Consider the following 19,710-nt stretch of genomic DNA (forward strand, 5'->3'; position numbering starts at 1 on the left):
ACTACTCACGGGGATGATCGATCATCGCCCGCGCCGGAGACGGGGGTCGTTCAGCGCACCGGGGTGAGCTCCGGGTCCTCGCGGAGCTTGCCGAGCGCACGCGACACCGCGCTCTTGACCGTGCCGACCGAGACGCCGAGCACCTCGGCGGTCTGCACCTCGCTGAGGTCCTCGTAATACCTGAGGACGACCATCGCCCGCTGCCGCGTCGGCAGCTTCATGATCGCGCGCCACATCGCGTCACGGAGCACCTGCTGCTCGGCCGGGTCCCCGGCAAGCACCACGTCGGGCTCCGGGAGCTCGTCGCACGCGAACTCGTCGACCTTGCGCTTGCGCCACTGCGACGTACGCGTGTTCAGCAGCGCGCGGCGCACGTAACCGTCGAGGGCGCGGTGGTCCTCGATCCGGTCCCACGCGACATACGTCTTGGTGAGCGCGGTCTGCAGCAGGTCCTCGGCATCGCTCGGATTCGCGGTCAGCGAGCGGGCGGTGCGCAGCAGTACGGGCTGGCGGGCCCGGACGTAGGACGCGAACGACGGGTACGCCGAGGGCACGCTGGCCCGCGCCGGACCCGTGCCCCGCGTCGCGGCCTTCGATGCGCTGGTGCACACGGACACCATGGATGCGGTCATGGCTCCACGCTAGAAGCGCCCCCTACTTCTCCGGATCGGCCGCAGGTCCCTAAGCGGTGTCCGCCTCAGGTTGTACGAGTGGTGCTGGCTCCACCTCCTACAGGTGGAGGGGGCGGAGCACATCCCTGAGGGTTCACCCCCAGGACCCCCACCGCCCCACAGCCGTCGACACCGCCCGGACCACTACCGGACGCGCTATCGGAGGCACTACCGGACGCGGGCCACCGGGGCGTGCACCAGGTTGCGGTCGATCACCAGGGTGCGTCCTCCGTGCCGCTCCTTCACGTTCCCCGCGTACTGGTGGATGCGCCGGGCGGGACGCCACGCGTGCCGCGCGATCTCGCGTTCCGCGTAGAGGTGGGGCCGGGTGTGCCAGCGCGCGAACCACAGGACCGCGGGCAGATCCCGCACGCCCGCCCGCCGCGCCTGCTCCATGTGCCGTACGCCGGAGTCGGCGCTGCTGTAGAACCCGGGGACGTACCCGTGCCTGCGCACCTCGCGGTCCCAGGCCCTGACGAAGGAGAGCGTGGTGCGCGCACACGGCTTCTCGCGGTAGGTGTACGCCTCCATGTCCAGATAGAGCGGGCTGCGCCGCTTCATGCCGAGTGCCTTCGCCTTGCGTACCGCGTCGTGTCCCTCCCTCTTCCCCTGCCTCAGGGGGTGCTTTCCGATCCGCACGTGCTTCTTGTTCTTCGCGATGACGCACGGCGACTGCGAGCCGACGTACACCGGCAGCAGCCGCCAGCCCATCCGCTGCACCGCGCGCGTCCAGCCCCGGTCGAGGTGCGGCTGGCGCTTGCAGGCCCTGCCGCGGCCCCCGTAGTAGATGCCGACCGCCCGGTACTTCGAGTGCCGCCAGCGCTTCATGGTGTCGAGCGACTGGGTCAGACAGGTGTCGAAGGCCCAGCCGCTGAACGTCGACACCGTGCCGCCCCCGGCCGCGGCCCCGGCCGGGCCCGGGGCCAGGGTGGTCACCGCCGCAAGGGCGAGGACAAGTCCAATGATCATCCTTCGCAGACGCATAGGGCGAGTGAACGGGCCCGCGCCCGCGACAGGCCCGACAGACGCGCCGCGTTCAGCCGTCCGACCCCAGAATCAGCCCCGATGTGGGGACACCGGTGCCCGCGGTGACCAGCGCCCGCGAAGCGCCGGGTATCTGGTTCACGGAGGTCCCGCGCAGCTGTCTCACGGCCTCGGCGATGCCGTTCATCCCGTGCAGATACGCCTCCCCGAGCTGCCCGCCGTGCGTGTTCATCGGCAACCGCTCCTCGGCGACGAAGTCCGCCGCCTCCCCGGGACCGCAGAAGCCGAACTCCTCCAGCTGCATCAGCACGAACGGTGTGAAGTGGTCGTACAGGATGCCGACGTCGATGTCCGCGGGGGCGAGTCCGGAGGTCCGCCACAACTGCCTTGCCACCACGCTCATTTCGGGCAGTCCGCTGAGGTCGTCCCGGTAGAAGCTGGTCATCTGCTCCTGCGCCCGGCCCGCGCCCTGCGCCGCCGCCGTGATCACCGCAGGGGGGTGCGGAAGGTCGCGGGCCCGCTCCGGGGTCGTGACGACGACGGCCTGGCCGCCGTCCGTCTCCTGACAGCAGTCCAGGAGCCGCAGCGGCTCGACGATCCAGCGCGAGGCCTCGTGGTCGGCGAGCGTGATCGGCTTGCCGTGGAAGTAGGCCGCGGGGTTCGTCGCCGCGTACTTCCGGTCCAGGACGGCGACGTGGCCGAAGGCGTCGGGGGTCAGGCCGTACGCGTGGAGGTAGCGCTGGGCCGCCATCGCCACCCAGGAGGCGGGGGTCAGCAGGCCGAACGGCAGGTTCCAGCCGAGCGCGGCGCCCTCCGCTGACGGCTCGCGCCGCTGCACCCCCGAGCCGAACCTACGCCCCGAACGCTCGTTGAACGCGCGGTAGCAGACGACGACTTCGGCGACTCCGGACGCCACGGCGAGTGCCGCCTGCTGGACGGTGGCGCAGGCCGCGCCGCCGCCGTAGTGCACGCGGGAGAAGAAGGACAGCTCTCCGATGCCCGCCGCCTGCGCGACCGTGATCTCCGGGTTGGTGTCCATGGTGAAGGTGACCATGCCGTCGACGTCGGCGGGGGTCAGCCCGGCGTCGTCGAGCGCGGTGTGCACGGCCTCCACGGCGAGCTTGAGCTCACTGCGTCCCGAGTCCTTGGAGAACTCCGTCGCCCCGATGCCGACGATCGCCGCCCGCCCGCCCAGGGTGTCGCGCCCGCGGACACTCATGCGGCACCTCCCTCGGGGGCGGTGACGGAGGCGGTGACGGGCGCGGTGACCGTCACCGTCACCGTGCCGGTGACGTGCTTGCCGATGCCGTTGGCCCCGACGACCTTGACCGTGGCCGTGGACGTCCGTCCGCCGGGAGCGGTGTCCTCGACGTGCTCGACGGAGCCCGTCAACACCATGGTGTCCCCCGGGTAGTTGGGCGCCCCCAGCCGGATCGCCACCTTGCGCAGGACGGCGGTGGGGCCGAAGTGGTCGGTGACGTACCGGCCCACCAGGCCGTTCGTAGTGAGGATGTTCATGAAGATGTCGGGGGAGCCCTTGGTCTTCGCCAGCTCCACGTCGTGGTGCACGTCCTGGTAGTCGCGGGACGCGACGGCCCCGGCGACGATCAGGGTGCGGGTGATCGGAATCTCCAGCGGCGGCAGCGCGTCACCGGCCCTCATGCCGTCCCCTCCTTCAGCTCTCCGTGCGCGGAATCTTCGGGCGGGCCCTGCTGCCCGGCGGTCTCGTCCTGACCTGCGATCAGTTGGCCGAGCTCTTCCAGGACTTCGCTCCCGCACCCCAGATACGCGTCCAACTGGCGCCCCCACAGGAAGTGCCTGTGCACCGGGTGGTCCAGGTCGGCGCCCATGCCCCCGTGCAGATGCTGGCCCGCGTGCACGACGCGCTTGCCCGCCTCCGACGCCCACCAGGCGGCGGTCAGCGCGTGCGTCCCGTACGCCAGGCCCTCGTCGCGGCGCCAGGCCGCCTCGTAGGCCGTGACCCTGATCGCCTCGGTGTCCATGTACGCGTCGGCGGCGCGGAGTTGGACCCCTTGCTTGGCGGCAAGCGGGCGGCCGAACTGCTCCCGTTCGTTGGTGTGGGCCACGGCTCGGGCCACCGATCCCGCGCACACCCCGGCCTGTAGCCCGGCGAAGGCCGTGCGCGCGGTCGCCCGTACGTCTTCGTAGGCCGTCTGCCCGCCGATCCGCTCCCCCTCGGCCCCGTCGAGGACAAGCCGCCCGGCGGACCAGGGCGCGGTCAGCTCGACCGGCTCCACCCGCGCGGCTGCCACCGGCACCAGCCACAGGGTTGCGTCGGCCGCCGCCACCAGGACGTGCGTGGCGTCCCTCAGCCAGGGCACCCACGGCACCGTGCCGCTCAGCGCCCCCGCCTCGTCCGCCACCACCGAGCTCCGGGCGGGGAAGGCACCGGTGGCGACCGATGTGCCGTCGCGCAGCGCGGGCAGCAGCCGGGACCGCTGCGCGTCCGTACCGTGCGCGGCGACCGCGAGGAGGCCGAAGACACAGCTCGCCGCGAACGGCACCTGGGCCGTCACCCTGCCCTGTTCCTCGAGGAGCAGCACGAGCCCGAGCAGCCCGACGTCCTCCACCGCGCCGGGCAGTCCCGCCGCGCACAGCGCCTTCCACAGCTCCGCGTCCGACCCGGTCCCCGCCGCCGCGAGCCGCTCGGGCGTGGCCAGGTCGCCGAAGATCTCTGCCGCGAGGTCGCGCGCGGCCGCCTGCTCCTCCGTGGGCGTGAAGTCCATGTCAGCCCTCGCCCCCTGCCGAACCGTCCACCGGGGCGTCCACGGAGACGTCCACGGCCCGGAACATCGGCAGCTCCAACTCCTCGTCGACGCGCTGGAATTCGAGCTGGACGGGCATTCCGATCCGCACCTTGTCGTACGGCACCCCGATCACGTTGCTCACGATCCGCACGCCCTCCGCCAGCTCGATGAGCCCGACGGCGTAGGGCGGGTCGAAGGCGGGGAAGGGCGGGTGGTGCATCACGACGTACGAGTAGACGGTGCCCTCGCCGCTCGCCTCGACCGTGTCCCACTCGGCGGAGCCGCAGGCGTTGCACCCCGGGAGCCAGGGGAAGCGCAGGGTGTCGCAGCCTGCGCAGCGCTGGATCAGGAGGCGGTGGGCGGCCACGCCGTCCCAGAACCTCGCGTTGTCCCGGTTGATGACGGGGCGCGGGCGCTCGCCCTTCGGCTTCCGCTGCGCGGGCGCGTACTTCAGGATCCGGAAGCGGTGGGTCCCCGCGAGCTCTCCGCCCGCTCTGACGTCCATTCTCGTGGTGATGAAGTGGCCCGTGCCGAGCTTGGTCGTCTTGCGCTCGGAGACCGACTCGATCACCGCGTCGAAGGTGATCTCGTCGCCGGGCCGCAGCGGCAGCAGATACTCCTGCTCGCAGTCGGTGGCCACCACCGAGGTGTAGCCACCGCCGTCGAGCAGCGCGAACAGCTCGTCGTGGGCGACGAACCGCCCGCCGTTGGCCGAGAGGCCGCCCATCGTCCAGGCCTGGAGCATCGTCGGCGGCGCCACCGCGTCGGCGCCCGTGTACGCGGGGTGGGTGTCGCCCATCGCCTCGCACCAGTGCCTGATCATCGGCCTGTTGACCGGGTCCTTGCCGCGCCCCGTCTCCTCCGCGGCCCTGCCCTCGAAGACCTTCAACTCCTCGTATGCGATGTCCTTCACCGACGCCCCCTCCGCATGCCGAGCCGCATCGTCGCGACGATCTCGCGCTGCACCTCGCTCACCCCGCCCCCGAACGTGTTGATCTGCGCGGCCCTGTTCATCCGCTCGAGATCGCCACCCCCGAGATCACCCGGCGAACCGGCCCGCACCAGCCCCGGCTCACCCGCGATCTCCTGACATATTCGATACACCTCGACCGCCGATTCGGTTCCCACGAACTTCACGCCGCTCGCATCGCCCGGCGCCAGCCGCCCGGCCCCCACATCGCCCACCAAACGCCAGTTGAGCAGGCGCGTTGCCGCGAGCAGGGCATGTGCCTCCGCCAGCCTCGAGCGGACCCACGGGGCGTCAATCCGACGCTCGCCCGTCACCGGATCGGGTGTACGGGCCGAGGCCAGCGCGGCCGCGTAGAAGTCCTCGGCCTGCATGCCGATCGCGGCGAGCGCGACCCGCTCGTGGTTGAGCTGGTTGGTGATGAGGCCCCAGCCGCCGTTCTCCTCGCCGACGAGGTTTCCCGCGGGGACCCGGATCCCGTCGTAGTACGTCGCCGTCGTGGTCAGCCCGCCGACGGTCTCGATCGGCGTCCAGGAGAAGCCGGGGGCGCCGGTGGGGACGAGGATGATCGAGATGCCCCGGTGCTTGGGGGCCTCGGGGTCGGTGCGGCAGGCCAGCCAGATCCAGTCGGCGTTCTGCGCGTTGGAGGTGAAGATCTTCTGGCCGTCGATCAGCCAGTCGTCGCCGTCGCGGACCGCCCGGGTCCGCAGCGAGGCCAGGTCCGTGCCCGCCGACGGCTCGCTGTAGCCGATCGCGAAGACGGTGTCACCGCTGAGGATGCTCGGCAGGAAGGCGGCCTTCTGCTCCTCGGTGCCGTACTTCATGAGGGTGGGCCCGACGGTGTTCAGGGTGACCATCGACACGGGCGCGCCCGCGCGATACGCCTCGTCGAAGAAGACGAACTGCTCGTCCGCGCCGCGCCCTTGGCCGCCGTACTCGACGGGCCAGCCGATCCCGAGCATGCCGTCGGCGCCGATCCTGCGCAGCAGCCTGCGCTGTCCCGTCACGTCGGCGCTGTCGGGCGGGCCCGCGGGCATCACGTCCCGGAAGTAGGCGCGCAGTTCGGCGCGCAGGCGCTGTTGGCTTTCGGTGGGGGCGAGGTGCACGGGGCGGCCTCTCCGTCTCGTACCGACAAGTTTTTCTGACTGTCCGTCAGAAACCGTACCGGTGTCAAGAGATCACCCCATGCCCGAGGCTCGCACGCGCAAAGGCCTGCGCGGCGGCACCGAAGTACCGCCGCGCAGGCCGTCACACCCCACAGAGTCAGCCCCGGGGAGCCGTCCCAAGCTCCCGGAGGCCCCGTCGGCTCACCAGAGCTCGGTGAAGTTCACCGCGATGTTCTCGTTCGACTGGTCGATCGCGGTGAAGCCGGAGCCGTTCACCTGAGCGTTGTTGTTCTGGTTCGAGGCGCCGTTGCCGACGGCCTGCTGCTGCGTGGTGTTCGAGTTGCCGTGGTTGTTGCCACCGACACCGCTGCCGTTGACCGTCGCCACACCCGCGTTCGATCCGTTGTCCGCGAAAGAGCCGTTGTCGGCCATCGCGACACCCGAGAAGAGCGCGGCGGCCAGGGGCAGGGCCGCGGCGGCGGCGATGACGCGGGCGGTACGGATGCTTGCCATGTCAATTCCTCCAGAACAGGTGGTACGCACCGGCTGAGCCGGAAGTACCCGGAAGTACGGCTTTTCCCAAGGCAGTTGGCCGACCGCCTTGGAGTTCTGCTCGACGTCGCGACTCCAGAGTTGCCCACCGAATCCCCGGCGAACCAGCCCGGAAGGCCCAATTCCCCCTCAAGTGTGATGACATGTCGATAAACAATCTTCACGCCCCCAAAAGACCAGCTCAGCCCCTTTCTGCCCGGTCGAACCCGAAAGAACCCTTGCGCCGCAAGAGGTGAAGCGTTCCGGCAGAACTTCGCGACGCCCCCGTCGACACCCCGCAGGACCGGGCCCACGGAAGCCGCCCCCGGCACGCCCCCTTCCCTTCTTCGAACACCTGTACGAAACTGAAGTCATGGCCACCATCGACCGCCATGCCACGGCCCTGGCGCTCGCCCACGCTCTGTCCGCCGCCGAGCGCGGTCTCGCGGTGATCCCGCTGTCCCGCGCCAAGCTCCCCGCCCTGCGCTCCCCCCACCACGAAGATCCGCCGCCCGCCCCCTGCCACGGCGCATGCGGCCGACCCGGCCACGGCGTGTACGACGCGTCGACCGACCCGCTGCGCATCCGCGAACTCTTCGGAGCGGCTCCCTGGGCCACCGGGTACGGCATCGCCTGCGGGCTGCCCCCGCACCATCTGATCGGCATCGACCTGGACACCAAGTCGGGCGCCGACGCCTCGGCCGCCCTGCGCGAACTGGCGCTGCGCCACCTCTTCACGATCCCCGAGACCGTCGTCGTGACCACGCCGAGCGGCGGCCGCCACATCTGGCTGGCGGGCCCGCCCGACGCCGTGATCCCCAACTCGGCTGGCCGCCTCGCCCCCGGCATCGACATCCGTGGCGCGGGCGGCTATCTCGTCGGCCCCGGCTCACGCACCGAGCACGGCGTCTACGGCACCGTGCCCGGCACGGCCCACCTCCCGCCCGCCCCCTGCCCACCCGCCCTGCTGCGCCTGCTCACGCCCCCGCCACGCGCCCGACACGCCGCGCCCGCCCCGACCGACAGGCCGCCCGCTCCCCAGGGCCAGGGCCTGGTCCAGTTCGTCCTCGCGGCGCACGAGGGCCAGCGCAACACCCGCCTGTTCTGGGCCGCCTGCCGCGCCTACGAGAACGGCATCGGCGAGACGCTGGCCCCCCAGCTCGTCGACGCCGCGCTCCACGTCGGTCTCACCGACCGCGAGGCCCACTCGACGATCGCCTCCGCGGCGCGGCTCACCGGGCACGCGAGGGGCGGCCACGACCTGGCGTGAGCCTCCGGAGCGAGTCTGTGGGGCAAGCCCTTGGAGTGAGCCTCCGGAGCGAGCCTGTGGGGCAAGCCCCTGGGGTGAGCCTCCGGAGCGAGCCCCTGAAGTAAGTCCGGACATGCGGAACGTCCGTCCGGTTCAGGACTTTTGGATGTCCGTTTCAGGACCTTTGCCGCGCAAGTGGGCGACTTTACGCCGTTCCAATTGCTTGGACTGCCCGGCACCAAAGGACCTGATCATGACCGCATCCCTGACGAAGAACGACGGGGCACCCCCGTCACCGAACGCCCCGGCCCCCGGCGGCGCCACGTTCTTCGGACACCCTCGCGGCCTGGCCACGCTCTTCATGACGGAGATGTGGGAGCGGTTCAGCTTCGTCGGGATGCGGGCCCTGCTGGTGCTCTACCTGGTGGCCCCCGAGTCCAAGGGCGGGCTCGGCTTCGACGCCGCCACCGGTGCCGCGATCTTCTCCGTCTACAACGCCATGGTCTATCTCCTCGCGCTGCCCGGCGGCTGGGTCGCCGACCGTGTCTGGGGCGCTCGCAAGGCCGTGGCGTTCGGCGGCTGCTCGATGGTGGTCGGGCACTTCCTGCTGGCGCTTCCCGACAAGGCGACGTTCTTCGGCGGCCTCGTCCTCATCGCCCTCGGCGCCGGAATCATGAAGTCCAACATCTCCACGATGGTCGGCCAGCTCTACCCGGACCGCGCCGATCCGCGCAGGGACAGCGGCTTCACGATCTTCTACATGGGGATCAACCTGGGCGGTTTCATCGCCCCGCTGATCATCGGAACGGTCGGCCAGTCCGTCGACTGGCACCTGGGCTTCGCGCTCGCGGGCGTGGGCATGAGCCTCGGTCTGGCGCAGTACCTGCTCGGCAGCCGCCACCTGGCGGCGGCCAGCTCGGTCGTCAACGCCCCGCTGACGGCGGACGAGCGCTCGCGCCTCGTCAAGCACGGCCTGCTGTGGCTCGTACTCGCGGCCGCCTTCTACGCCGTCGTCGGCCTGACCGGCTCGCTGAGCGTGGGCTGGGTGCTGTGGCCGCTGACCCTCGCGGGGCTCGCGCTGCCGGTCGCCTGCTTCGCGCGGATCAAGCGCGACAAGGACCTCACCGCAGACGAGCAGTCCAAGATGACGGGCTTCATCTGGATCTTCGTCGCGGCCGCCGCCTTCTTCATGATCTACGACCAGGCGGGCTCGGTCCTCAACCTGTTCGCCCACGACAACACCGAGAACGCCGTCCTCGGCTGGACCTTCCCGACGAGCTGGTTCCAGTCCATGAACCCGGTGTTCGTGATGGCTCTGGCGCCGGTGGCCGCGATGCTCTGGCAGTGGCTCGGCAGCCGCAACCCGAGCGTGCCGGTGAAGTTCGCGATGGCGCTGGTCGCGGTCGGCGCCTCGTTCTTCGTCATGGTGGCGGCGCAGGCGGCCGCGGCCGGTGGCGAGCGGGTCACCCCGATGTGGCTGGCCACGGTCTACCTGATCCACGCGGTCGCCGAACTGTGCCTGTCTCCCGTCGGGCTCTCGGCGACGACGAAACTGGCACCGCGCAAGTACGCGAGCCAGATGATGGGCGTGTGGTGCCTGGCGGTGACCGCGGGCGACTGCGTGGCCGCGATCATCCAGCAGCTGATGGGCGACGCGACGGGCGGCGGCACGTACTTCGCCCTCCAGGCCACACTCGCGGTGCTCGCGGGCGTCGGCATCTTCGCCTTCCGGAAGCCGATCGTGGCGCTGATGGGCGATGTGAAGTAGCGCCGCGGGGCCGCCGCCGGACCCTAATCGAGCGGCGGCAGAGTGCCCTGGGGCCCGGTGACGCCGTAGCCATGGCTGCGGACGAGGTGGACGACCTTGTCGAGCTGCGCCTCACTGAGACGGATCGGAGCGGAAGCGACCCGCTCGGCGTGCCCGAGGGCCGACACGGCGCTCGGGACGGCCCCTTGGCCCGCCCCCACGACGTTGAGGTTGTCGAGGGCCGTGACCAGCGCCTTGTTCGTGGCTTCGGAAAGAGGGTTGAGGGACACGGACGCTCCTTGGGCAGGTGCCGGTCGCGGAACGACCGGGCAGCGGTGTGCGGGGTCGCGGTGGCACCGCGGCGTGGACCAGGAGGGCCACCGTTCAACCGACCCCATCACACGACTCGATCATGGTCGAGATCGGGAACCGGCCATCTGATCGAGCTGGCTTCACGACCGCCCCTGCGGCGCTGGAGCCGCATGTTCCCCTGATCGTCGGTCCGCGCCACGGTCACCCTTCCTGCCGCACGGGCTCCGCCGTCCCCGGCCCTCGTTATCCGATGTACGAAGAGCCACGAGATGTCATACCGTGGTCAGGCTTCCGCGCCGGAGGTCTCGGTGGCGGCCCGCGTTCCCGTTCCTGCGCTGTCGATCTTGAGGTGACGTCCTATCAACCAGGCCATGTAGTCGTCCGCGTTCCCCGCGTGCTGTCGTGTCGCACGTTTCCGGGGGCGGACGTCGCGCTGGCCTGAGTTGCGTCACCCCCGTTTTTCTCTGTCTTCTCCCGGGTGCAGCTCTGCCGTCTGCCCCGGGCTCCGTGTTTTCCGGCACCGGTGCGGCTGTCGGCAGGGTTCCCCGATTCCCTTGGATCAGGAGTTCCCGTCGTGTCTTCCTCCGCGCTCGGCAACGAGTCGCAGCACACCGACCAGCGTCCGGACCGCCCCGCACCCCACCACCCGTCCCCGAGAACGGCCTTGGCGGCCCGGATCGCCCTCTTGGTGCTGCTGGTCGCCGAGCTGATGGACATCCTCGACCAGTCGGTCGTCCTGACCGCCCTGCCCGCGATCCAGGAGTCGACCGGCGCGGGACCGGCCGCGGTGCAGTGGCTGACCACCGGCTACACACTGCCCGTCGCCGTCGGCCTGATCACCGGCGGGCGCCTCGGCGACCTCCACGGCCGCCGCAGGATCCTCCTCGTCGGCACCGTCGTGTTCACCGCGGCCTCGCTGCTGTGCGGCCTCGCCACCGGACCCGGCGTACTGATCGGCGCCCGCGTGCTCCAGGGCGTGGGAGTGGCCCTGATGATCCCGCAGGTCCTGGCCACCCTCCACGTCACCTTCGCGGGGCAGAACCGCAGCAAGGCGTTCGGGCTCTACGGAGCGGTCCTTTCGCTCGCCAACGTGCTGGGCCCGGTGATGGGCGGTCTGCTCACCGAGGCAGATCTGTTCGGGCTGTCCTGGCGGCCGATCTTCCTGGTGAACGTGCCGGTCGGCCTCGCCGTGCTCCTCCTGGGACGCAGGTTCGTCCCCGAATCGACCGTCCGGAAGGCCGACCGGCTCGACCTGACCGGCGTACTGCTGTCCGCGCTGGCCGTCGTCCTGATCCTCTTCCCGCTCACCGAGGGACATCTCCACCACTGGCCGCTGTGGTGCTTCGCCATGCTCGCCGCCGGTCTCGTCGCGCTGGGCGTCCTCCTGCGACACCAGCACCTCAAGCAGGGCAGGTCACCCCTCGTACCCCTGCCCCTGTTCCGGAGCAGGCAGTTCTCCGGCGGCGTGGCCGCGCAGCTGATGCACGGCCTGCTCTGCGGGCTGTTCTTCATGACCTGGACCCTCTACCTCCAGCGCGGACTGGGCATGAGCCCCTTCCACGCGGCCCTGGCCTTCGTGCTGCTCTCCTTCGGAGAGCTGGCAGGAGCGACGCTCGCCGCGAAGAGCGCCGGACGCTTCGCCCGCCGCCTCCCCCAGGCCGGGTCCCTCATCGCGCTCGCCGCGATGGCCGCCTACGGGCTCCAGGCCGACGCGGGGCGGGCGGACCTGACCCTGCTGGCGATGACCGCCCCGGTGGTACTGATCGGGTTCGGCCTCGGCATGGTCAGCGGCCCGCTCGCCGACATGTCGCTCGCCCGCGTCCCGCACCAGGACGCCGGTTCCGCCTCGGGCCTGTTCAACACCGCCATGCACCTGGGCATCGCCCTCGGGACCGCGCTGACCGCCCTGGTCTTCTTCGCCACCACCGACGGCTCGCCCGACGCCGGACTCAACCGCGACGCGTTCATCGACGTGCTGTGGTGGGTCGGCGGCCTTCTCGCCCTGCTGTGGGCCCTGATGTTCGCCTGCCCGAGCGGGCGAACAGCGCGCCCGGTGACTGATCCACCCCGCCCCCACGCCCCCACGAAAAAGGGTGCCTCTCACTGAGAGACACCCTTCTGACCAGCCAATAAGCCGAACTACCAGCGGTGGGTGTGGGATTTGAACCCACGGTGACTCGCGCCACGACGGTTTTCAAGACCGTGCGCCTCTTCGGCCGGGTAGGCACTCTGACCTGCCGAAACGCTGCCTGCGGCTGGGGCCAGGAGCCTCGGTGGTCCACACCTGGTCCACTGGCTCCGGTTCGCACCCCGCCCTCATCAGCCGAGATACGGCCGCTCGCGATGCTCCAGGAAGTGCCCGATCCTGAGCCGTTGGGTGTGGTGCATCGGCAGCTCCTCAAGCTCGTCCGCACGGACGAACCGGAGTTCGGTCGACTCGTCGGAGATCGCGAGCCGACCACCGACGATCCGGGCGGTGAAGCAGGCGTTGAACTGTCGCCGGACTTCGCCGTCCGTGTACGCGATGATGTGCTTCGGGTCGGTGTACGTGCCGACCAACCCCGTGATCTCCACGTCCAGGCCGGTCTCTTCCTTGACCTCGCGGACCGCCGTGCCGGGCAAGGAATCGGTGAGATCCATCCCGCCTCCTGGCAGCGCCCACAGATCGTTGTCCCGGCGGCGCTGGAGCAGGATGCGCCCCTGATCGTCGGTGACGACCGCTGAGGCCGCGACGACCATGCTGTTCGGCTTGGGTGCGTTCGGATCGTCGTAGTACTCGGTCCGTGCCATGGTCACCCTTCCTGCTGTACTGGCTCTGCTGTCTCCCATACCGCGTCGAAGCTCGCGGCGTAGGTGTCGAACATGCCGCCTTCCCCGTTGCGGCGGAGATGCCACACGGGGGCACCGTACGCGTTGACTCCCCAGACATGAGCGTTGACCAACAGCTGGTCGTCGGCGCGGTACAAGGAGTTGTAGAGCGTCGTTTGGTGCGTCCTTATCTCGATGCCCGGGACGCCGATCAAAGGGCGGTAGTGCATCAGGGCCAGTCGGCACCGGGATTCGATGCCGTGGCCGAACTGCTCCTCCTGGCCGCGCGCCTGGACGTTCGAGCTGTCGGCGTCACCTACCGCGATACGAACGGCGCAGCCTTCGGCAGCTCGCTCGCGCAGTAGATCGTTGAGTCGGGGGTACGCCTCGTGCAGGAAGACGGCCGCGTAGACCAACACGTCGATCTGCTTGCTGGCCTGCGTCATCATCTCCACGAACGTGGACACGGGGATGTCTGCGCGCTGCTCGTGGAGGGCAACGAGTTCCGGACTGATCGCTCGAGCGGGGCGGGCCTGCCGAAGTGCTGGCCAGAGTGCGTGCACGTCTTCTCCTAGTGCTTCAGCCGCCTGCAAGGCTGTGGCACGGCGCGGAGTACGGCCCAGATTCGCCCATCGCTCAACGGACTTGGGGTCGACCTCGACTTCCTTCGCGAGGGTGGCGTACGTCCAGCCTCCGGCCGCCATGACGGCACGTAGTCTCTCGTTCCGCATGAGTTTCCCTCTGACTCTCGGGACGGCACTAGGGACGTTTTACCCGACGCGGGACGTCCCAAAGTGGGAATCCGTGGTGGTTCCTACGTCCTATCGGTCGGTCCGATGCTTCTCCGCATGAGCACGGACCGGCGCCGACTGCCTGCCGAGGGGCAACCCCCTTGGCCCGGAGGGGACATGACGAAGAGAGCGAGTGCGGCAGATGCGGGCTACGAGCTGGACCTGAGCTTGACCGCCAACGACATCGCGTGGGCGCGCCGCGTCGTGTTCGAGGTCCCTCCCCGGGATCACAGCCTCGCGCACATGCGGCGCATGCTCGGCGCCCTCAAGGTCCTCGTGGAGGTGGAGCGCCCGCACTCCGCCTTTGATGCCCGCCGGGTACGGGACTACCTCATCGCCGAGCGCACCTTGGCTGACGGCCTGACGCAGGTTCTGCCGGAGAGTCGAGGCGGCCCGAACAGAGTGAAGGCTTGGACGCAGTGCAGGCACGTGGCCGAGGTCACGGCGTTGTTCCGTGCGATGCACATTGCCCGGATCCGGCGAGGTGAGTGAGCGCACCCGCGTCATCGTCATGACGGCCCTGTGCGCGGTCACAGTGATCACCCCTCTGTGCTCGGCTGCCGCCTCCTGGTGGGCGCCATAGACGCAGCTCTCCCCGATCAGGCATGTGATCGGAAGAGTGGCTCTAGCCTGACACTGTGGAATGGGTGAACTTATTGGTCACGGCCGTCGCCACGATGGCGACGGTCGCAGGAGTCTACGTCGCATGGCTTGCCCTGCCTCCGCAGCGACGCTGCCGATCCTTCATCTCCCACGCTCAGCAAGGCGACGCTCACGCCGAGGACGCTCTACCGTGGCCGGCCCAAGCGAACTGGGCATGGTGCAAGAGGTGTCAGGGGTTGTGGTTCGGCCCCTACCTTGACCAATCCACCTGCCCGCAAGGCGGCAAGCACTCAAAGTCCGGTAGCAGCAACTACGCGCTGGCTCTCGACGCCTCACCCACACCAGAGGGTCACCAAGCTGGCTGGCGTTGGTGCAAAAGGTGTCAGGGGTTGTGGTTCGGCCCCTACCTTGACCAATCCACCTGCCCGCAAGGCGGCAAGCACTCAAAGTCCGATAGCAGCAACTACGCGCTGGCTCTCGACGCCTCACCCACACCAGAGAGTCACCAAGCTGGCTGGCGTTGGTGCAAAAGGTGTCAGGGGTTGTGGTTCGGCCCCTATCTCGATCAATCCACCTGCCCGCAAGGCGGAACCCACAGCCAGGCCAGCAGCAGCGTTTATCACCTTCAGATCCGCTAGGCACTGGGCCTGGTCCGCAGCTTGAGCGCTATGTTCAGCAAGGAGCGTAAGCCAACTCCAGCACCTAGCTCCATCCATGATGGCCTCACTCTCTAACCGCTAGGTTCCGGTCCCCCGCCGTCTCCATCTCCTGCGGCCCCCAGTTCACGTGACGGGCTGCCGTCCACGCGCAACGTGGCCTCGAAGCCACCGACGTTCATAAAGCCACGCATGTCGACGAGCAACCCACGTTCGACGAGTAGGAAGTCAAGAAGCGAGTCGCGGATGTCCTTCGCCCGGGCGGTGATCCGTGCCATGTCGAAGGCGGAGCTTGAGGCAAGGACGTGCCCCCGTAGTTCTTGAGTAACATCGTGCATCCTCACGGAGGCGGATGACGCGCCAGCGCCGCAGCGCATCTGTCGTCGGGCGGCGTAGGCGCCCGAGGAGGTGAGCCGCGGGTCACGGTTCACCAACGAGACAGCCTTGACGACGGCCTTGAGCGCCTCGTCAGCCCTCTCGTCGAACGTGGCCACATCCACAGCGGCGCCCGCCTCAAGGTCCTGGACCGTCCATGTTATGAGGCGGCACCAGTCCTGGACGCACACTGACGCCGCCGCCTGCGCCGCAAGGGACTCGACGGCGACGTCGCCCCGCCGGAGGCCGTCCTCGCGACGCCTTCGCTCAGCATCGAGTCGAACCTCGTGCCGACGGCGTCGGCTGTCGATGCGCCCAGGGCCATATACCCCAGCCACGCCGCCGACGAGCCCCCCGCCGATTCCACTGATGAGACTGAAGAGCGCCGTTCCGTCCACCACTCATCCAATGTGACCGGAAAGACCCGCCTTTGGGAAGGATTTCTATGAACCAGAGACGGACGGCCTGCCAGGGGCCGCGGCAAGGAGGGGGCTGTGGTTGCGTGGTGGAAACCGCGTGAGAGTGACGAGGGGCCCCACGTGTAGCAACCTCGCGCGGTAAGCAACGAGCGACGTACACCCACTGGTCCGAAACCCCTGGTCAGAGTCCTCCTTCAGGGGGCGAGCTCGGTCCACACCTGGTCCACACACGCTGATCCACGGCGTGACAGACGCGGATCAAGGTGAGACAGCCGCCCACGAAAAAGGGTGCCTCTCAGTGAGAGACACCCTTCTGACCAGCCCATACGCTGACCTGCTGCGGTGGGTGTGGGATTTGAACCCACGGTGACTCGCGCCACGACGGTTTTCAAGACCGTTCCCTTAGGCCGCTCGGGCAACCCACCCCGCGCCGTCCACCGGAGATCCGGGACGGCGCGGGGACAAGACTAGCGGGTCAGCTGTCGCCCTTGCGCTCGCCCAAGGTCACCTCGACGGTGTGCTCCTTGCCGCCGCGCTCGTAGGTGAGCTTGACCTTGTCGCCCGGCTTGTGGGTCCAGATCTGGCCGATGAGGGTCGGGCCGCTGTCGACCACCGTGTCGTCCAGCTTGGTGATGACGTCGCCGGGCTTGAGTCCCGCCTTGTCCGCGGGGCCGTTCGGAGTGACCGCGGCCGAGCCGTTCGTCCCGTCCTCGGGGATCGTCGCGCCGTTCGTGCCGTCCTGCTGGAGGGCGACCGAGGCGCCGATCACCGGGTAGACGGGCTTGCCCGTCTTGATCAGCTGCTGCGCGACGTTCTTCGCCTGGTTCACCGGGATCGCGAAGCCGAGGCCGATGGAGCCCGACTGGCCCGAGCCGCCGAGGCCGCCGCCGCTGTCGGCGGGCTTGATCGCGGAGTTGATGCCGATGACCGCGCCGCGCGCGTCCAGGAGCGGGCCACCGGAGTTGCCCGGGTTGATGGACGCGTCGGTCTGCAGGGCGCTCATGTACGAGCTCTTGCCGCTCTGCCCGCCGTCGCTCGACGTCACCGGGCGGTTCTTGGCGCTGACGATGCCCGTCGTCACCGTGTTCGAGAGGCCGAAGGGGGCGCCGATCGCGATCGTGGAGTCGCCGACGGCCACCCGGTCGGAGTTGCCGAGCTTCAGCGGCTTGAGGCCCTCGGGAGCGTTCTTGAGCTTGATGACCGCCACGTCGTAGCCCTCGGCCCTGCCGACGACCTCCGCGGCGTACTTCTTGCCGTTCGAGAACGTCGCCTGGAGCTTGCCGCCCTCGGCCGCCGATGCCACCACGTGGTTGTTGGTGAGGATGTGGCCCTGGGTGTCGTAGACGAAGCCGGTGCCCGTGCCGCCCTCGCCGCCGCCGCTCTGCGCCTCGATGGTGACGACGCTCGGCAGCGCGCTGTTGGCGATGTTGGCGACCGAACCGGGCTCGCGCTTGAGGTCGGAGGGCATGTCCGACGCGGAGACCGTGGTCGACCCCGTGTCGTCGTCGTTCCGCTCCGCCGCCCAGTAGCCGATGCCGCCGCCGACCCCGCCGGCGATCAGCGCGGCCGCGAGCACCGCGGCGACGAGTCCGCCGCGCCTGCCGCCCGGCTTCGGCTCCTCGGGGTGGTACGAGGCGCCCCAGCCGGAGCCGGATCCGCCCCCCGACGCGTACGACGGCATGGCGGGCGGCTGCGGAGGCGGCCAGCTCCCCGAACCCGCCGCGGGCGCGGCGTGCGCCGGAGCGCCCTCGTGGTGCGCGGGGGCGCTTGCCGCGACGGGGTGCGCCCCGGTGGCCGGGGGCGCCGCGGGAGCCGCGGGCACCTCTCCTGGCGCGTTCCCCGCGGGCGCCGCGTACGGATCCCGGACAGGCTCGCCGTACGGATCCCCCGAGGGAGCGGACTCGGCGGAAGCAGCAGCGGGAGTGTCCACCGGCACGGGAGGCGCGGACGGGGCCGGAGGTACCGCGTTGGCCTCGTTGCCCTCGTTCTCGGTGCTCACAGCTCTTCTCCTCGGTCCATGCTGTCGTTACTGCCGTTCTCGGTCACGGCCTGGCTGTGCCGACTGTGCATCTGTCTGCAGTCAGCTTTTCCCATGGGCTGTCAGGGCACCATAAGCCGATCCTGTGTGTCCGGCGTCCCGGGACGCCCCCCTCGGGCGAGCCCGAGGGTGCCGCGTGATGGCACGATGACGCGGTGACCTTCGCACGACAGCACCGGATCCAGGTCGTCGCCCACCGCGGAGCCTCCGAGGACGCTCCCGAACACACGCTGGCCGCGTACAAGAAGGCCGTCGAGGACGGCGCCGACGCACTCGAATGCGATGTCCGGCTCACCGCGGACGGCCATCTCGTCTGCGTCCACGACCGACGGGTGAACCGTACGTCGAACGGCCGAGGAGCCGTCTCCGCACTCGAACTGGCCGAGCTCGCCGCCCTGGACTTCGGCTCCTGGAAGAAGGACCACGACGAGGTCGCGGAGGGGGAGGGCCCGGACTGGGAGGGCTCGGCAGGCGACGAGGTCACCTCCGTCCTGACGCTGGAGCGGCTCCTGGAGCTGGTGGCCGAAAGTAATGCGTCGGGGCGCCGCGTACAGCTCGCCATCGAGACCAAGCACCCCACGCGCTGGGCGGGTCAGGTGGAGGAGCGCCTCCTGCTGCTCCTCAAGCGCTTCGGCCTGGACGCGCCGCCCGCGCAGGGGCCTTCGCCGGTACGCGTCATGAGCTTCTCGGCGCGTTCCCTGCACCGCGTGCGGGCCGCGTCGCCGACCCTGCCGACCGTCTTCCTCATGCAGTTCGTCCTGCCGCGCCACCGCGACGGGCGGCTGCCCGAGGGCGTGGGAATCGCGGGCCCCGGCATGCGGATCCTCCGCAACCACCCCGCCTACGTGGCCAAACTGAAGCGCGCGGGCCACCAGGTGCACGTCTGGACCGTGAACGAGCCGGAGGACGTCGAGCTCTGCGCCGAACTGGGTGTCGACGCGATCATCACCAACCGCCCCAAGCAAATCCTGTCCCAGCTGTCACAGCTGGGACACCGCTGACTTCCGTTACAGGGAGTGCACCGGCGCGTTCGGTCCGTATTCGATCGTTACGAGTGCGTCACCGCACGTGGATTGGCCGGTTTCCGGTCCAGTCCATTGGGGCATCCACACCGTGGCGTGGGGCGAAGGAGGTCTCGGGGGTGGCGTTGGTGGTGGCACAGGAGGTGCCCACGTCGTCGAGCATGGCCGTACCCCATGGCCCTGCGGGCGTGGGGGAAGCAAGACACCGGATGCGTGATCAGTTGCGCGTCCGCGGGGTGTCGGAGACGGTCATCGACGATGCCGTACTGGTTCTGTCGGAACTGCTCAGCAACGCCTACCGGCACGGCAGGCCGCTGGGCCGGGGCCTGGTCGGCGACGGCGACGTGCGAGCGGCCTGGCACGTCGACAAGACGGGCAGGCTGACGGTCGAGGTGACGGACGGCGGCGGTCCGACGCGGCCGGTGCCGGCGACCCCGTCGGTCACCGCGCGCGGCGGCCGCGGGCTCAACATCATCACGGCGCTCGCCGACGCCTGGGGCGTGCGCGACGACGTGCACGGCGAGGTCACGGTCTGGGTGGTCGTCCACGCGGGGCACCGGCACGAGGACTTCGCTACGCGCGTCGCGGCCCCCTCGGCGGCCGCGCTGCCGGAGCTCGCCTTCGCGGACCCCTTCGACGACCTGGACTGAATCCCGTCCGACG

Annotated in this window: 19 protein-coding genes and 2 tRNA genes; 6 read left to right on the forward strand and 15 right to left on the reverse strand. The window is 69.8% G+C overall.

From position 1 onward, the window contains the following. Positions 1–50: 50 nt before the first annotated feature. The 8 genes from KY5_RS20035 to KY5_RS20070 form a co-directional block, all read right to left on the reverse strand. Entirely contained in the window at positions 51–632 is a 582-nt protein-coding gene (locus KY5_RS20035; RefSeq protein ID WP_098243539.1) for a SigE family RNA polymerase sigma factor, read from the reverse strand. A 207-nt stretch (positions 633–839) separates the two neighbouring features. Then, on the reverse strand, positions 840–1,655 hold the full coding sequence (locus tag KY5_RS20040) for a DUF1906 domain-containing protein (protein WP_234362790.1): 816 nt from the start codon (positions 1,653–1,655) through the stop codon (positions 840–842). A 52-nt stretch (positions 1,656–1,707) separates the two neighbouring features. After that, positions 1,708–2,874, reverse strand: coding sequence for a lipid-transfer protein (locus KY5_RS20045; protein ID WP_098243541.1), 1,167 nt, complete (start codon positions 2,872–2,874; stop codon positions 1,708–1,710). Beyond that, entirely contained in the window at positions 2,871–3,317 is a 447-nt protein-coding gene (locus tag KY5_RS20050; RefSeq protein ID WP_098243542.1) for a MaoC/PaaZ C-terminal domain-containing protein, read from the reverse strand. Before KY5_RS20050 ends, KY5_RS20045 begins: the two co-directional genes overlap by 4 nt. Further along, a complete protein-coding gene (locus tag KY5_RS20055; protein WP_098243543.1) occupies positions 3,314–4,402 on the reverse strand; it encodes an acyl-CoA dehydrogenase family protein in 1,089 nt (362 codons plus the stop codon). The genes KY5_RS20050 and KY5_RS20055 overlap by 4 nt, the downstream gene beginning before the upstream one ends. A 1-nt stretch (position 4,403) precedes the next feature. Then, positions 4,404–5,336 (reverse strand): bifunctional MaoC family dehydratase N-terminal/OB-fold nucleic acid binding domain-containing protein, encoded by a 933-nt coding sequence (locus tag KY5_RS20060; protein WP_098243544.1) that lies wholly within the window; start codon positions 5,334–5,336, stop codon positions 4,404–4,406. Then, the gene (locus tag KY5_RS20065) at positions 5,333–6,496 is read right to left on the reverse strand and encodes an acyl-CoA dehydrogenase family protein (protein ID WP_098243545.1); all 1,164 of its coding nucleotides are present in this window, start codon (positions 6,494–6,496) and stop codon (positions 5,333–5,335) included. Before KY5_RS20065 ends, KY5_RS20060 begins: the two co-directional genes overlap by 4 nt. 201 nt (positions 6,497–6,697) lie before the next feature. Further along, positions 6,698–7,009: a hypothetical protein gene (locus KY5_RS20070; protein ID WP_098243546.1), complete on the reverse strand. Its 312-nt coding sequence runs from the start codon at positions 7,007–7,009 to the stop codon at positions 6,698–6,700. A 391-nt stretch (positions 7,010–7,400) separates the two neighbouring features. On the opposite strand from KY5_RS20070, the gene KY5_RS20075 reads away from it, so the two are divergent. Both KY5_RS20075 and KY5_RS20080 read left to right on the forward strand, forming a co-directional pair. Continuing rightward, positions 7,401–8,297 carry a bifunctional DNA primase/polymerase gene (locus tag KY5_RS20075; RefSeq protein ID WP_098243547.1) on the forward strand — a complete coding sequence of 299 codons (897 nt, stop codon included), beginning with the start codon at positions 7,401–7,403 and terminating at the stop codon, positions 8,295–8,297. Positions 8,298–8,529: 232 nt separating this feature from the next. Beyond that, positions 8,530–10,044 (forward strand): peptide MFS transporter, encoded by a 1,515-nt coding sequence (locus tag KY5_RS20080; protein ID WP_098243548.1) that lies wholly within the window; start codon positions 8,530–8,532, stop codon positions 10,042–10,044. A gap of 23 nt (positions 10,045–10,067) precedes the next feature. Here the strand turns inward: KY5_RS20080 and KY5_RS20085 are convergent, their stop codons facing one another. Further along, a complete protein-coding gene (locus KY5_RS20085; protein ID WP_098243549.1) occupies positions 10,068–10,313 on the reverse strand; it encodes a hypothetical protein in 246 nt (81 codons plus the stop codon). A gap of 596 nt (positions 10,314–10,909) precedes the next feature. Here KY5_RS20085 and KY5_RS20090 point away from each other — a divergent pair. Further along, complete coding sequence (locus tag KY5_RS20090) at positions 10,910–12,442, forward strand: MFS transporter (protein ID WP_098243550.1); 1,533 nt, start codon at positions 10,910–10,912, stop codon at positions 12,440–12,442. 42 nt (positions 12,443–12,484) lie between these two features. On the opposite strand, the gene KY5_RS41840 is transcribed toward KY5_RS20090, so the two are convergent. From KY5_RS41840 to KY5_RS20100, 3 genes are all read right to left on the reverse strand, one after another. After that, positions 12,485–12,562, reverse strand: a tRNA-Ser gene (locus KY5_RS41840). 92 nt (positions 12,563–12,654) lie between these two features. Next, positions 12,655–13,125: an NUDIX domain-containing protein gene (locus tag KY5_RS20095; protein WP_098243551.1), complete on the reverse strand. Its 471-nt coding sequence runs from the start codon at positions 13,123–13,125 to the stop codon at positions 12,655–12,657. Positions 13,126–13,127: 2 nt separating this feature from the next. Then, on the reverse strand, positions 13,128–13,874 hold the full coding sequence (locus tag KY5_RS20100) for a helix-turn-helix transcriptional regulator (RefSeq protein WP_098243552.1): 747 nt from the start codon (positions 13,872–13,874) through the stop codon (positions 13,128–13,130). Positions 13,875–14,051: 177 nt separating this feature from the next. Between KY5_RS20100 and KY5_RS20105 the strand changes: the two genes are divergently transcribed. After that, complete coding sequence (locus KY5_RS20105; protein ID WP_098243553.1) at positions 14,052–14,426, forward strand: hypothetical protein; 375 nt, start codon at positions 14,052–14,054, stop codon at positions 14,424–14,426. A gap of 841 nt (positions 14,427–15,267) precedes the next feature. Here KY5_RS20105 and KY5_RS20110 read toward each other — a convergent pair. From KY5_RS20110 to KY5_RS20120, 3 genes are all read right to left on the reverse strand, one after another. After that, complete coding sequence (locus KY5_RS20110) at positions 15,268–15,969, reverse strand: hypothetical protein (RefSeq protein WP_159072562.1); 702 nt, start codon at positions 15,967–15,969, stop codon at positions 15,268–15,270. A gap of 358 nt (positions 15,970–16,327) precedes the next feature. Next, a tRNA-Ser gene (locus KY5_RS20115) sits at positions 16,328–16,412 on the reverse strand. A gap of 50 nt (positions 16,413–16,462) precedes the next feature. Continuing rightward, positions 16,463–17,986: a S1C family serine protease gene (locus KY5_RS20120; RefSeq protein WP_098243555.1), complete on the reverse strand. Its 1,524-nt coding sequence runs from the start codon at positions 17,984–17,986 to the stop codon at positions 16,463–16,465. A 194-nt stretch (positions 17,987–18,180) separates the two neighbouring features. Here KY5_RS20120 and KY5_RS20125 point away from each other — a divergent pair, with 194 nt between their 5' ends. Beyond that, positions 18,181–19,026 carry a glycerophosphodiester phosphodiesterase gene (locus tag KY5_RS20125; RefSeq protein ID WP_098243556.1) on the forward strand — a complete coding sequence of 282 codons (846 nt, stop codon included), beginning with the start codon at positions 18,181–18,183 and terminating at the stop codon, positions 19,024–19,026. Positions 19,027–19,079: 53 nt separating this feature from the next. Next, entirely contained in the window at positions 19,080–19,697 is a 618-nt protein-coding gene (locus KY5_RS20130) for an ATP-binding protein (protein WP_098243557.1), read from the forward strand. Positions 19,698–19,710 lie beyond the last annotated feature (13 nt).

It is taken from the genome of Streptomyces formicae (genome assembly GCF_002556545.1).
Classification (GTDB): Bacteria; Actinomycetota; Actinomycetes; order Streptomycetales; family Streptomycetaceae; genus Streptomyces; species Streptomyces formicae_A.

Bases quoted from the DNA above. Each gene is read 5' to 3' on its own strand.
- KY5_RS20040 (WP_234362790.1), bottom strand. From the start codon at position 1,655: ATGCGTCTGCGAAGGATGATCATTGGACTTGTCCTCGCCCTTGCGGCG.
- KY5_RS20035 (WP_098243539.1), bottom strand. From the start codon at position 632: ATGACCGCATCCATGGTGTCCGTGTGCACCAGCGCATCGAAGGCCGCG.
- KY5_RS20105 (WP_098243553.1), top strand. From the start codon at position 14,052: ATGACGAAGAGAGCGAGTGCGGCAGATGCGGGCTACGAGCTGGACCTG.
- KY5_RS20080 (WP_098243548.1), top strand. From the start codon at position 8,530: ATGACCGCATCCCTGACGAAGAACGACGGGGCACCCCCGTCACCGAAC.
- KY5_RS20055 (WP_098243543.1), bottom strand. From the start codon at position 4,402: ATGGACTTCACGCCCACGGAGGAGCAGGCGGCCGCGCGCGACCTCGCG.
- KY5_RS20100 (WP_098243552.1), bottom strand. From the start codon at position 13,874: ATGCGGAACGAGAGACTACGTGCCGTCATGGCGGCCGGAGGCTGGACG.
- KY5_RS20070 (WP_098243546.1), bottom strand. From the start codon at position 7,009: ATGGCAAGCATCCGTACCGCCCGCGTCATCGCCGCCGCCGCGGCCCTG.
- KY5_RS20050 (WP_098243542.1), bottom strand. From the start codon at position 3,317: ATGAGGGCCGGTGACGCGCTGCCGCCGCTGGAGATTCCGATCACCCGC.
- KY5_RS20095 (WP_098243551.1), bottom strand. From the start codon at position 13,125: ATGGCACGGACCGAGTACTACGACGATCCGAACGCACCCAAGCCGAAC.
- KY5_RS20075 (WP_098243547.1), top strand. From the start codon at position 7,401: ATGGCCACCATCGACCGCCATGCCACGGCCCTGGCGCTCGCCCACGCT.
- KY5_RS20045 (WP_098243541.1), bottom strand. From the start codon at position 2,874: ATGAGTGTCCGCGGGCGCGACACCCTGGGCGGGCGGGCGGCGATCGTC.